14 protein-coding genes are annotated in these 13,173 nt (G+C 43.1%); 7 read left to right on the top strand and 7 right to left on the bottom strand.

What is annotated here, in order from left to right; translation table 11 throughout:
* Positions 1-377: 377 nt before the first annotated feature.
* The 4 genes from PAE54_RS09910 to def form a co-directional block, all read right to left on the bottom strand.
* Positions 378-1,559, bottom strand: a complete 1,182-nt coding sequence (locus PAE54_RS09910) for a hypothetical protein (protein ID WP_326519313.1) — start codon at positions 1,557-1,559, stop codon at positions 378-380.
* A 95-nt stretch (positions 1,560-1,654) separates the two neighbouring features.
* The gene (locus PAE54_RS09905) at positions 1,655-3,697 is read right to left on the bottom strand and encodes a TonB-dependent copper receptor (RefSeq protein ID WP_326519312.1); all 2,043 of its coding nucleotides are present in this window, start codon (positions 3,695-3,697) and stop codon (positions 1,655-1,657) included.
* A gap of 75 nt (positions 3,698-3,772) precedes the next feature.
* On the bottom strand, positions 3,773-4,198 hold the full coding sequence (locus PAE54_RS09900; RefSeq protein ID WP_326519315.1) for a DUF2946 family protein: 426 nt from the start codon (positions 4,196-4,198) through the stop codon (positions 3,773-3,775).
* A gap of 84 nt (positions 4,199-4,282) precedes the next feature.
* Positions 4,283-4,813 (bottom strand): peptide deformylase, encoded by a 531-nt coding sequence (def, locus tag PAE54_RS09895; protein WP_326519311.1) that lies wholly within the window; start codon positions 4,811-4,813, stop codon positions 4,283-4,285.
* A gap of 120 nt (positions 4,814-4,933) precedes the next feature.
* Between def and PAE54_RS09890 the strand changes: the two genes are divergently transcribed.
* Genes PAE54_RS09890 through tsaC form a run of 3 tightly spaced genes read left to right on the top strand, consistent with a single transcriptional unit; the run spans position 4,934 to position 7,842 of the window.
* Positions 4,934-6,085: a LysM peptidoglycan-binding domain-containing protein gene (locus PAE54_RS09890; protein ID WP_326519310.1), complete on the top strand. Its 1,152-nt coding sequence runs from the start codon at positions 4,934-4,936 to the stop codon at positions 6,083-6,085.
* Between the two features lie 15 nt (positions 6,086-6,100).
* Positions 6,101-7,231 (top strand): DNA-processing protein DprA, encoded by a 1,131-nt coding sequence (gene dprA, locus PAE54_RS09885; RefSeq protein WP_326519309.1) that lies wholly within the window; start codon positions 6,101-6,103, stop codon positions 7,229-7,231.
* A gap of 41 nt (positions 7,232-7,272) precedes the next feature.
* Positions 7,273-7,842 carry an L-threonylcarbamoyladenylate synthase type 1 TsaC gene (tsaC, locus tag PAE54_RS09880; RefSeq protein WP_326519308.1) on the top strand — a complete coding sequence of 190 codons (570 nt, stop codon included), beginning with the start codon at positions 7,273-7,275 and terminating at the stop codon, positions 7,840-7,842.
* Between the two features lie 393 nt (positions 7,843-8,235).
* On the opposite strand, the gene PAE54_RS09875 is transcribed toward tsaC, so the two are convergent.
* On the bottom strand, positions 8,236-9,159 hold the full coding sequence (locus PAE54_RS09875; RefSeq protein WP_442784395.1) for a DMT family transporter: 924 nt from the start codon (positions 9,157-9,159) through the stop codon (positions 8,236-8,238).
* 165 nt (positions 9,160-9,324) lie between these two features.
* On the opposite strand from PAE54_RS09875, the gene PAE54_RS09870 reads away from it, so the two are divergent.
* From PAE54_RS09870 to PAE54_RS09855, 4 genes are all read left to right on the top strand, one after another.
* A complete protein-coding gene (locus tag PAE54_RS09870) occupies positions 9,325-10,077 on the top strand; it encodes an AraC family transcriptional regulator (protein ID WP_326519306.1) in 753 nt (250 codons plus the stop codon).
* 191 nt (positions 10,078-10,268) lie between these two features.
* The gene (locus PAE54_RS09865) at positions 10,269-10,814 is read left to right on the top strand and encodes a glutathione peroxidase (RefSeq protein ID WP_326519305.1); all 546 of its coding nucleotides are present in this window, start codon (positions 10,269-10,271) and stop codon (positions 10,812-10,814) included.
* A 182-nt stretch (positions 10,815-10,996) separates the two neighbouring features.
* Positions 10,997-11,371: an RcnB family protein gene (locus PAE54_RS09860; RefSeq protein ID WP_326519304.1), complete on the top strand. Its 375-nt coding sequence runs from the start codon at positions 10,997-10,999 to the stop codon at positions 11,369-11,371.
* A 145-nt stretch (positions 11,372-11,516) separates the two neighbouring features.
* Entirely contained in the window at positions 11,517-12,101 is a 585-nt protein-coding gene (locus PAE54_RS09855; RefSeq protein WP_326519303.1) for a PM1805 family lipoprotein, read from the top strand.
* Positions 12,102-12,146: 45 nt separating this feature from the next.
* Here PAE54_RS09855 and PAE54_RS09850 read toward each other — a convergent pair whose 3' ends face one another.
* A complete protein-coding gene (locus PAE54_RS09850; protein ID WP_326519302.1) occupies positions 12,147-12,626 on the bottom strand; it encodes a DUF2846 domain-containing protein in 480 nt (159 codons plus the stop codon).
* 113 nt (positions 12,627-12,739) lie between these two features.
* Complete coding sequence (locus tag PAE54_RS09845) at positions 12,740-13,159, bottom strand: F0F1 ATP synthase subunit epsilon (protein WP_273778150.1); 420 nt, start codon at positions 13,157-13,159, stop codon at positions 12,740-12,742.
* Positions 13,160-13,173 lie beyond the last annotated feature (14 nt).

Below are 13,173 nucleotides of genomic sequence, written 5' to 3'. Positions count from 1 at the left end.
GTCAGCATCAAGCTAGGTCGGCTATACTACTCTGTTTATCCAGAATGTCAACTCTTAAATTTAACTTATTTCCAATCTATTGATTTTCAACAAGTTTTATTCAACAGCACCGCCGATGGATTCGCATTATAGGCCATTTTTTTTTACATGCAACACTTTCCTTGGGTATTTAATTTCATGTGGATATTTTTACAACACAAATACAGTTAAGCTATTATTTTTTATGATTAATTTATTTTAACCATAAATTGCTAAAATTTAAGTAGCTGCCATGTATTTGAATTTAAAATTATCTAAATGGAAGCAAGTGATTGTTATTTAACAATAAAAGTTAAAAATAAAATTTCAAAAATACCCACATGCAACAAAACGATGCATTATTTATGTTCTAAACGCTGTTTATGAATCTGCATCACCACATCACTAAATTCATTTAACACATAATTTACCCAAAGTTTGCTATACCAGTTGTATTCTGTGGAGAGGCGGTAATCAATCGTCAAAATCAGTTTAGTTGTATTATTATCCAGTTTTTCCAGTTGATAATCCGTTTTCAATAAATCGAAATAAGGCCCGCCAATCTTGACATGGTCATCCATTGAGCCTTTCGGAAAGGATGCCGGACTAAACTGATAGGTCCAGCTTAATAAATAAGGTACATGAGATGCAGTCACTCGTTCTTCAAACTGAACTCCACGTTCCCATTGAATGGTTCTGACCATCCCTTCTTTTCTTTGTTCGGTCATGCCAAAAGTAGGTTTAGGAAAGCCCATCATGAAAATAAAATTGTCTGGAACTTCTTCCGGTCTTACCTGACCAATCTGATTAATCGCTTTGAATACCTTATCCTGAGGTGCATGAATAATCACTTCACGTTGCGTTTGACCATAATAATTCCGGCTAAAATCCGGTAATACAAAAAACAGTAACAAAGGAAAAAGAGCCAATGAATAGGTTTTAAAGCTTGGCTTCCACAAATATCTGCAAAATGCTTGCATCAACACAGTGCCGAGCTTTAATTCGACAAAAATCAGCGGGCTGAGAATAATCAGGCAAATGGTTCCTTCACCCAGAAAAAGAGCACCGAAAGCTAAAATCCCTGCTAATCCTGACCAAGCAATTAACCAGCCCGTATTTCTCAATCGGGATGGATTTTGTACTAGGGCAAAATATTGCAATAATGCCCCTAAAATAATAGGAATAATAATCACAACAGTACTGGTCATTAATCCTGAATACGCTCTGTCCTGACTATACGTTTTGATAAAATATACAATGCTCGCCAGTACAATAATCACTAAAATTAAAGGCAATAGCTTATGCAGAAAATTTGAATTTTTGGCGTAGATTTGCTCCAACTCCAAAGGTACAGTGATACCCTCCAAAACAATCACATACTGATCTTGCTCATCGCGCATCCGGTAAAACTGATAAAATTTAAAACCTTGTGAATACAAAATACGGCCTAATTCTGTCCTGAAATTCCGGTTCCAGTTTTTCACTGTGATTTTGCTATAACCTTTCGTTTTTAAATCTTCTAAGATTTGTTCTGTATTCATCTGATTAATTTTCAAGTATTTATTTTTATTCTCATGATATAACAAAGCCACTGTCTTTCGACAATGGCTCTGTATTTAATCACAGAAGTCAGTCATTAAAATTTAAAACTCATCCGTGCCCAGTAGTTACGGCCAATATTATTAAATTGTTCTGTACCAGCTAAACCCACACCAGAACTTCCCAACTTATTCAAATGTTCTGCATAAGCTTTATCTAACAGGTTATCAATGCCAACCGAGAGATCGACACCTTCACGAAGGTTATAAGAACCATTAATGGATAAAGTACCAAAACCTTTACTTTTACTTTGATCTAGGTCATATCCCACAATATTACCTTCGTATTTACTGATACGGCTTTGATCATCCACGATACGCCATAAAAGGCCGACGTTATATTTCTCCTGAACATAACGCAAGTTGACACGGGCTTCTAACGGCGCAATCTGCGGTAACGGTGTGTTATCGGTAGTGTTTTCACCCCAGGCATACATGGCACTGATGTCACCCTGAATCGTATCGGTAAATTGATAACCCACACCGGCTTCCGCACCAGCAATGGTTGCATCGACATTACGTGAATCTGCCGCATTAGGTTTATGCCCATCTTCTTTTACACTTAAGTCTTTATTTGGATCATAAGTCATCAAGATAAAATCATTGATCAAACCGGCATAGGCGGAAACCCAAGAGTTTAGGGCACCATGCTGATGCTGATAACCCAGATCCAACTGCAAGGTTTTCTCTGTGTCTAAACGTTTGAAGGTATGCATGGTCCCTTCATAGTCCGTTCTGAAGAGTTCCCAATAATCCGGCATACGCTCCACATAGCCTACACCAATATAACTTTTGGCATTCTGTTCAGGATGCTGATTTTCCAGACGGATAAAGGCACTGGGTACAGATTCGGTACGTTTCACCCCTTTTGCAAGTTTTTGGACACTGACTTCATCCAAACGTGCGCCACTGACCAATTTATGCTGATCATTGAGCTGATAACTTAGTTCTCCGAATGCCCCATAGGAATTGAATTTCATATCAGTTGTAACAGGCATATTCATCATCATCGATGTCATCCCACCGGCATGATGATTTTGCTGAGAATCTACACCCGTTACAAGCTGAAACTTGTCCCATTCACTGGTCATCGCAAGACGTGTATTGAGTGTACGGCGCGTCACATTCATGGATTTATCCGCTTCAGGCACATCACGCAGACTATAGTTATCCATCACATGATCGTTAAAGTTGTAATTAATTTGTCCTTCAACTTTTTTAATCACATCTGTTAGATTTTTCTTTTCAAAACGCAATCCCAGACTTTCACGCGCAAATTTGGAACCATCCATATCACGACCGGCATAAACCGCTTCACCATCCGCCTTCCCACCACTGAGTTCTAACCAAGTATTTTCATCCGGTGTCCACCCCAAAGCGACATCAGTATTCCAGCGTTCCCATGCGGATGGTACTGTGTCGCCATTGCCATCCTGATAATCATCCGACTCGGAACGATTGGCATTTAAACGGATATATTTAGTTTCGTCGCCAATAGCGGTTTCCACATTTTGATCCAGACGGCCATAGGAACCAAGCAGCACACTGGCCTGACCACGATAATGCTTCTCAGCAGAGAGTTCTGTTTCTGGACCTCGCTCAAAAATCACCGTCGCAGCAGAACCGGTATTGGCATACTGTACGGTTTGCGGGCCTTTAATTACTGAAATACGGTCATAACTTTCCGGTGAAATATAAGAAGTTGGTGCATCCATACGCGATGGACAGGCCCCTAAATTTTCAGTGCCATCGGTCAGAATTTTAATGCGTGAACCAAACATGCCACGGAAGGTCACATCCCCATTGGTTCCTGCACCACTATTGACCGAGTTAAAACCCATAATACTTTGTAAGTAATCGGCACCATCCGTAGCTGGAACCGGTTGAATTGGCTGTTTCGGATCAGCGTGTACGATGAGACCATTGGCATCATTGGCTTGTTGTGCAGTAACAACCAGAGGTGCCAAAGAGTGCAAGACGTGTTCAGATGAATTTTCGGCATCATTTGCCCAAACCAGTGAAGAACACGCAGCCAAAACCGCAGCCGTAAGCGGCTGTAATAAAAATTGAGGGTGTGACATCGCACAATACCTTTTAATACATAAATAAAACTGTGCAGGCCTCATAGAAGACCTGAGGAAAACGCAACGTTTTGTTTATGCAAAAATAGGGGGTGCCCTGCCTTGAGGAATGAGAAACAGTCGCTGCAGAACAAACCAGACATGGCTAAATGCCTGTTGAAATGCCATCAGGCGAACTTGGATACGATCCAGAACCTGCTTCACCTCAAGTTCTGGCGGCAAGACCAGATTGCCATGCACGGTACAGTATTGGCATTGATGATTGGCATCATGATGATCATGACCGGTTTGTTTAACAACTTGCTGATGTTCTGCATGAAGCGCATGTTCATGCACAGTGGAGGAATGTAAAGTTGTAGCAGGAGAAAGCAGCAGTGCACGGGTAATGGTTTCACAGATAGGCGCAACCTGATACTGCTTAGGTAGCAGAGGCTGTAAAAATACCGCAATCTGTAAAAATACCGCTGCAAAAGACAGCAGTAATCCACTACGTACGAACAAATCTTGAATCTCAAAATTTTTACGCCACCAGTATAACAAAGCCCAATTCAAGATTGGGCTTTTCTTCGACTAATGCCTAAAAAGTTAGCGTTTGACCGCCACTTTTTGACGTTCTTTTTGTCGGGTCACCTTTTCTATTTTTTCCCGCGCACGTTGGCGTTTTAATGGCGACAAATAATCGACGAACAATTTACCTTTTAAGTGATCCATTTCATGTTGGATACAAACAGCGAGAAGTCCGTCAGCTTCTATCTCAACTGCTTGACCTTCAAGGTTAATTGCATTGATCTTGACACGTGACGGGCGCTCAACTTTGTCGTATATTTGAGGCACTGACAAACAGCCTTCTTCATAAGGCTGAGTTTCTTCGGTAAGTGGGGTAACTTTGGGGTTAATGAAGACCATAGGTTGATCTTTTGATTCGGACAGATCCATCACGATCAACTGAATATGACGATCAATTTGTGTAGCAGCCAAACCAATGCCAGGCGCTGCATACATGGTTTCAAGCATATCCGCAGCGAGCTGACGAATTTCATCAGTCACCTCTTCCACTGGTTGAGCAATGGTACGAAGTCGGGGATCAGGGAAACTTAAAATTGGTAATAAGGCCATACTGCGTCCTCAATTATGCCATTGATCAAAAAACCAAATGAAGGGAATGCTTCATCAAAAAATTGTGTGTAATATCGTTATTATAACGCAAGTACATACATAATTTTAGGAATTATGATAATGAAAAAGGTTTTGACGGGCATGCCATCTTTTAATGCCTTGGGGTTAAAAAAACAGTTACTCGCTCTCGCAGTGTGCATGGGGGTTGGCTTGGTACAACTCGATACAGCTGAAGCTGCGAGTCCAAATGTCAATCCGCCTGCACTCAAGGCTAGTGCACCGAATGTCTATGTCGTGAAAAAAGGCGATACCCTATGGGAAATTTCTGGAAAATTCCTGAAAAAACCATGGCGTTGGCCTGAAATCTGGGCCAGCAACAAGCACGTCAAAAACCCACACTGGATCTATCCTGGTGACCGTTTACTCTTATGTACCTTAAATGGCCGTCCATTGATTGGTAAAGATGAAGGTGATGGCTGTACTGGCATTATTCGTCGCTATTCTGGCCGTACCAATTTGCAACCGCAAATCCGAGTTGAATCACTCAACAACACCATTCCAGTGATTCCACTGGAACATATCAAGCACTGGCTAGAACGTACGGTCATCCTTGCTCCTGAGTCGTTGGAAAATACTCCTTATATCCTCGGTACAGCAGACCAACGTGTCTTGGCTGGCAAAGGACAAACTGTTTATACGCGTGGTAATGGTCTCGAAGTTGGTCAGCGCTATGCCGTCTATCGCGAAGCTGAACCTTACATCTTTACCGATGCAGAAGGCAAAAAATACAATGCAGGTGTAGAACTGCTGCAAGTGGCATCAGGGATTGCGGTTCAGGCAGAAAATGACATCACAACGCTAGAATTGACGGACAGCTACAACGGTGAAGTGCGTCGTGGTGACCGTGTATTACCTGAATATGATGCCATGCTGCCGACCTTGTTCTATCCGACCGAAGCTCAAGAAGTGACTCCAGGTGGCCAGATCATCCGTGTAATGGGTTCGATTTCTACTGCAGCACGTAACAGTGTCGTCACCCTTGACCGCGGCACCCTGCATGGCACCAAAGTCGGTCAAGTCTTTAGCGTTTACCAGCAAGGTGAAATCGTTAAAGATCCAAAAACTAAAGAGACCGTGAAACTGCCAAATCAACGTATTGGTAATGTGATGGTGTTCCGTACCTTTGATCAACTCAGCTATGCCTATGTACTCGATAGCGAGCTACCGATCAAAGTAGGTGCCAGCATCCAGCCGCCATTGATGGACGAATAAACCGAGGATCTAGCAATGCTGCCCGGATTGAGCGCGAGCCAACTGGCCACTGTACGCATCTGGTATCTGGTGCAGCATTCGCTTTCTGCTTTTCGTCGATTAGAGCAATATTTTGGGTCAATTGAAGAAGCAGCCCATCACACCCAACAGGGTCGTTGGCAAAATGCTGGCTTGCATGCCAGCCATTTACAACGCCTTGCAGAATTCAGAACCACGATGGGACAACAGCAATATGAATGTTGTCTCGATCATCTGCTCAGCAGCAGTGACTTCATTTTACTGCCTGAGGATGCAGATTATCCACAACAGCTCCAACCTTATGCAGATAAACCACCCATCCTGTTTGGACAGGGCCAAGCACAAATTCTAAACCTCCCGCAAATTGCAATTGTCGGCAGTCGCAAACCGAGTCCACATGGTCGGCAGGTTGCGTATGATTTTGCTTATTACCTGAGTGAACAGGGTTTTTATATCACCAGTGGTCTGGCGGAAGGCGTCGATGAAGCAGCTCATCGTGGTGCACTCTGTCAGCATCGTACGATTGCTGTTGTGGGTAGTGGACTCGATCAAACCTATCCGAGACAGAACCGTGAATTGCAACAGCAGATTGTTCAATCTGCAGGTGCAGTGCTCAGTGAATTCTTACCGGGCACCAAACCTCTTCCCCATCATTTTCCACGACGCAACCGGATTGTCAGTGCCTTGAGTCTAGGTGTGGTTGTCGCTGAAGCCAAACTGAAAAGTGGTTCCTTGATTACGGCACAAGCTGCGGCGGATCAAGGGAAAATGATCTTTGCCATTCCTGGACACATCTATAGTGAACATCATCGTGGTTGCCATCAATTGATCCGTGAAGGGGCAATCTTGGTGGACCATCCAGAACAGATATTGGAAGATCTGGCTCTGCCTACACATTGGCAGATGCAGCAGCAACAAGCTCAAGCGCAATCCACCGTTCCGGAAATTCCGGCACATTTGCACATGCTTTACCAGCAACTGGATTGGGTCGGGCAAGACATTGATTCTTTAGCCATTAAAATGGGCGTTGAAATTGCTACACTAACCAGTCAATTGATGGAACTGGAACTTTTAGGACTGTGTCAGCAACAGGCCGGACGATATCTACGTTGTCGGATAGCACAATAAAGTTCACAATAAGGCTTTCTATCAAGTACAGGTAATATCGAATGATTACAACCTCTGTGGCCGAAGCAGCAGAATGTCTGCGCCAAGGACAAGTGTTGGCCTATCCAACAGAGGCAGTCTGGGGTCTTGGTTGTGACCCGATGAATGAACAGGCTTTTTCAGAAATTTTACGACTCAAACAACGACCAATTGAAAAAGGCGTCATCTTGCTTGCTGGACAAATTGCTCAGGTTGAACCTCTACTCGCCAACTTAACCTCAGAGATGCAACAACAAGTCATCGCCAGCTGGACTGATCGTAATCCAACTGAACGTGCCACGACCTGGTTACTCCCGGCCGATGATCAGATCCCATCTTGGATTAAAGGTCATCACAGCAAGGTTGCTGTGCGTGTCACCACCCACCCACTTTGTGTTGCACTGTGTAATGCATTTCAAGGTTTTATCGTTTCAACCAGTGCCAATCCGGCAGGTTTGTCACCCGCTCGTTCCCTGCAACAGGCAACCCAATACTTTGGTTCAGAATTACATTACTTAAATGGGGACTTAGGCCTCAGTCAGGAACCGAGTCGCATTTTGGATGCCGTGAGCGGTGAAATTATTCGCGCCTAAAAGGATATTCATCCGATCAGGCTGAAACACAAAAGCAAGGCAAAAAAAAGCTCAGTCTTATAGTGGAGACTGAGCATGAAAAGGATGTGTTTCAGTCACATCCAGAGGGTTCGTAAATCTGGATCAATACACTCTCTGTTAAGAATAACTTTAAGATGTATTTGATATGCATATTATGATCTAAATTTACAAATTACACAAATAGATTATTTATTTAACAAATCAACTCTATATGCATGACTCATTTAGCATTTTTTCTTATTGGTTCAAATTATCTTTCTATTTTTATTCATAATTTAAAAAATATTAAGTTACAAAACTCACATAAGAGATCACTCATCCTTTACTTTTTATTAAAAAGAAAAATAGAAGAATAAATCAAATGTTCACTTTTTAATCTCTTTGAGCATCCATTCTGACCGTGAGTAAAGGGGTCGGCTTCTTTTGTGCCAGCAAAATACCGGACAAAATAACCAAACCACCAATCGTATGCGCGATCGTCCAGGCTTCATTCAACCAGAGATAAGCAATAATTGCGGTACAAATCGGCATGAGATTCATAAAAATACTGGTGCGATTGGGTCCGATTTTTTGTACGGCCAACATCCAAACTAAGGGGGCGATAATCGAAGGAAATATCCCAGCGTAGACCACACTCATAAGATTATGCTGATTCAACCGATCCAACCCTAACCAAAAAATAAAAGGTAAATGGTAAAGTAGGCTAAATGCGATCTGCACATATAGACTTTCCAGCAGCACCAGCTTTAATTGCCATTTCTTTAAAAACACTCCATAAAAGGCATAAAAGAAGACCGCGAGTACCATTAACACATCGCCCCAGTGCACGCCCAGCTGTAACATACGATGCAAATCCCCCTGCCCCATGACATACAGCAAACCAAAAAAGGACAAGGCACTCCCGATCAATGCGAAACGGTTAGGACGATCACGCAAAATGATCCAGGAAACCAAAACGGTAAAAACTGGAATAAAAGCATTGATAATGCCCATATTGGTTGCAGTGGTATGCTGTGCCGCGGTATACGCCAATCCCTGATACAGCACCATGCCAAAAGCACTCAGCACCGCCAACTGCTTGAGATGCGGCCGGATGACTGCACGATTTTTCCAGACACGCGGCAGCATAAACGGACTTAACAGAATAAAGGCGAGCAGCCAGCGATAAAAGCTGATACTGACTGGCGAAATAAACTCTGCTACATAACGGGTGACCGCAATATTGAATGACCAAATAAACACAGCCATGAGCGGTAATCCTAATACCCAAACAGCTGTTTTGTTTTTGAGCAGCATATTTCATCATCCTTGATGGGAAGTATTTATTGTGCGTGAAGTCTAAAATAATGGATATACTGAATTTCAGACATTAATACCGTATCGTAGTCATGATGAGTGCCTGTTCAAGGTCAGCAAACTCATCCCCTCACTTAAGTACTCTGAAGAATGGGAAGCAATCCAATGCCTTATCCGACCTTATCTGAACTGATTGAAGTCGATGAATTCATATACCAGCAAAATGAGCAGATTCACCCACATAGTTCACTTTGGGGAGACTTCAATTTCAGCTTAAATGGTGTACTCGAGTTTCACGTGGAACGGCAGCGTTATTTGTCACCTCCCAATTATGGACTCTGGCTACCTCCAGAAACGCCCCATCACTCTGTTGCTTTGGATCAGCTTACACATTATGTCTGTATCCGGGTTCACCCTAGCCTGTGTGGGCCACTCACAGCAAACATTCAGGTGTTTAGTATCCAACCATTTTTCCGTTGTCTGGTTCAACATATTCTACAATTACAGAAAAATAGCGCACTCAATGAACCACTCAACCATGCCCTACAGGTACTCTATGACCAACTACAGCTCGCGCCACCGTACTCCCATTATCTCCCCCAAAGCCAGCATCCCATTTTGCGCGAGGTGCTGAATATACTCGGGGATCCTCATCTGTTTCATCGTAGCTTGCCACAATTGTTACAACCGTTTCAGTTCAGTGAGCGGCATCTTTTGCGCTTGAGTCAACAAGAACTGAGTTTATCTTTATCGGAATGGCGTAACCGGGCCAAACTAATTTATGCAATGAATCAGTTACAACAGGGAATCTCGGTCAAACAATTGGCTTATCAGTTGGGCTACCAGCACAGTTCCAGTTTCATTGAATTTTTTAAACGCCATACCGGTCAAACCCCAACTCAAATGCAGAGCCAATAAGAACATCATTTAAAAAAGGGTTTAACGAACTACAAGTCATCTAGCAGGCTTCAGGTCTAATACGGCCGTTTTATCTCGGATAATGAGGTATCATCCAACATTAAAAAACTGGAATCTGCTTGTAATTTGCCTCAATTCCCCTAAGACTCAGAGCACTCATCGACATCATTTGACTATGCAGGAGTAAAGCCATGTCTTCAACGATTTATCATATCCCGGTAAAGACGATTGACGGTAAAGAAACCACACTTGAGCAGTATCAAGGCAAAGTGCTATTGATTGTAAATGTCGCTTCCAAATGTGGCTTAACCCCACAATATGAAGGTCTAGAAACTTTGTATCAGGCCAAGAAATCACAAGGTTTTGAGATTTTAGGCTTTCCGGCTAATAATTTTTTAGCACAGGAGCCAGGCACAGATGAGGAAATCCAGCAGTTCTGTTCTAGCACCTATCATGTTGATTTTCCATTATTTGCAAAAATTTCAGTGGTCGGTGAAGATAAACACCCCCTATATCAGGCACTGACTTCCGCCCAACCTGAACGGATTGGTGAAGGTCCATGGCGTGAAGATTTGATCGAGTATGGTCTAGATCCAAATCCAGCACCTGAAATCTTATGGAATTTCGAAAAGTTCCTCATCAATAAAAAAGGGGAAGTTGTAGCGCGTTTTGCGCCGGATCTCACTGCTGATGATCCACGCATTGTAGAAGCAATCGAGGCTGAACTCGCTCAGTAATTGACCTGATCAAAAATCAGCAGAACTCTGGTGTGATGCTGATTTTTCTCAACTCTTCATCTTGCCAAAGCTTAAGCAAGTCCAACGATTACACTTTCATAACAATGCATCCATGATTGATCTTTAACTTTGCAGTTCAATAAGACTATCAAGCTAACGCTAGCTTCTCATTGGGTGGATCTATGAAAAAATTAGTAAAAATCGCAGTGCTCACCTTAAGTACTGGCATGATGGCTGTTTCTGCAATCGCAGCTCCTGTACAGCATGTCCATGAAAACACACATGCACACATACAAAACCATCACCCTCAGGGCCAAATCCACGCTGAACAGCGCCATCGTGAAATTGTACAAAATCGTGTATTAAAACCATCACGTGACTGGAGAGCCGGTCAGGCATTGCCATCACGCTATTATGGTCAGGGCTACAGAATTGACCATAAACGCTATAAACATCTTAGCAAACCAGGCAAAAATCAGCGCTGGATCCGTGTCAATGGCGACTACATTCTCATCAATACTATCAACCATACCATTCTGAAAATTATCGCGGAATAAGGTCAAATGCAGCCTGAAGGGAAGTGTGTAACAGCACTTTCCCTTGTGGTGCTGCAAATCGATTGTGTCAAAATAGAATCAACGATCTTGTATTCAGTAGATCTGTCTCCATAGAAAAGAATAGATTCCCTAACCTCTGAAAAATATGAAAAAACTACTCCAAGGCGCCCTTCTCCCCTTTAGTATTTTTGCCAGTGGCTTGCTGTTGCTCGGCTGTGAGCAGGCTAATCAACTGCACGAGAATACTGATCCTCAACAAAAGGCTCAAACGGTTGAGCAACAGGTGCAAGCTAAATTGAGTGAAGGAAACTATTTGCACATGGCACGTGATGTCGCCGATATGCAGCTCAAGACAGGTGACTATATCCAACAACTCAAGCAGACTCACAGCGGATTTCAACAGGCCATTGAAGACAAAGATCAACAGCAATTACAGCAACTGGTGGTTAACCTAGACAAGCAGCTCACAGGCCTGAACCACACGCTGAATACCCTGCACTTGAAAAGCCAAGAGATCGACGAAATCCGACAAAAAATGCTGCACAGCACAGAACAGGCACTTGCCTCTCCTTTACTTCAAGGAGATGTGGATTTAAGCCAAATCAATCTGCAACAGGTAGAACAACAAATGGGGAATATTCAGGGAGAAATGCTGAAATTGGCGGCGATGCTGTTACCTAAGGGGGAGCAAGCTGAACAACAAAATACCCATCAACCCAACGAAAGCTAAATAAAAAACCACCCAAGGGTGGTTTTTTTGAATAAGACAAAAAATCTAATCACTTAAGCTAGGTTTACTACAATAACCCGATTCGGCTAACGTCAAATTTTGCACCATTTGTTGACCTGCCTGTTCATCAACAATTTTTAGGTTGGCTCCCCCGACAAAAACGCCGAGCTTGATGTACTGCTGAACAAAGTAGTTTTTGCCCGTTTCTGTATACAAGTTTAAATGATTGGGACCAAACTCCGATTCAGTCGAAATTTGATGCTCTTGATTACCCATCACTTCCGTATAAAAGAAAGTTCCTCTTGCCGTTTCGCCAATACATTGACCATCGACCCAAAGATCTTTTTTCAGTGCCGAGCCGAAAGCAGAATTGCTGCGGAACAGATATAAAGCTGCATGATCCGCTGAAGGTGGATTAAATTGTTTGATCTGGCCGACCTGCCGCATATCCTGTACAGGTGGAACGCTTGCACATCCCGTGTAAAGTAAAGCGAGGCTAACCATTACAATGATTTTTTTTAACATGGCTGACCATCCTTATTGTTCTGTAGTTCTTATTGTTTTCTGATGGTGTAACATATTTTTTGTACAAAAAAAAGCCACCTGACGGTGGCTTTTTTTCAATCTCAAACCTGCAATTACATTGCGCGGTTTTTGATTTTGCGGATGGTTTCGAGCTGAGCCGCAGTTTCTGCCAAAGCAGCAAGTGCAGCAGCCGAGTCCAAATCGCTCTTCTGGTTGGCCAACAATTGTTCAGCGTGTTTACGCGCTTCAAGAATTGCTGCCTCATCCAGATTGTGTGCACGGATTGCAGTATCTGCAAGCACAGTCACAACATGCGGTTGAACTTCTAACACACCGCCAGAAACGTAAACGATCTCTTCTGTGCCATTTTCCAACAGAACACGGATCGGTCCTGGTTGAAGCAAGGTCACAAGAGGGGCGTGACCCGGCATAATACCGAGTTCACCACCAGCGCCTTTTGCGATCAGCATAGACACAGTGCCAGAGTAAATTGACTCTTTAACACTTACGACATCACATTGCATAGTCGCCATGAGAATGACCTCCT

Source organism: Acinetobacter minutum, from assembly GCF_035916735.1.
In the GTDB taxonomy this organism is placed as follows: Bacteria; Pseudomonadota; Gammaproteobacteria; order Pseudomonadales; family Moraxellaceae; genus Acinetobacter.
The sequence above is the reverse complement of the archived record's forward strand: the minus strand, read 5'-3'. Positions and strand labels throughout refer to the sequence as shown.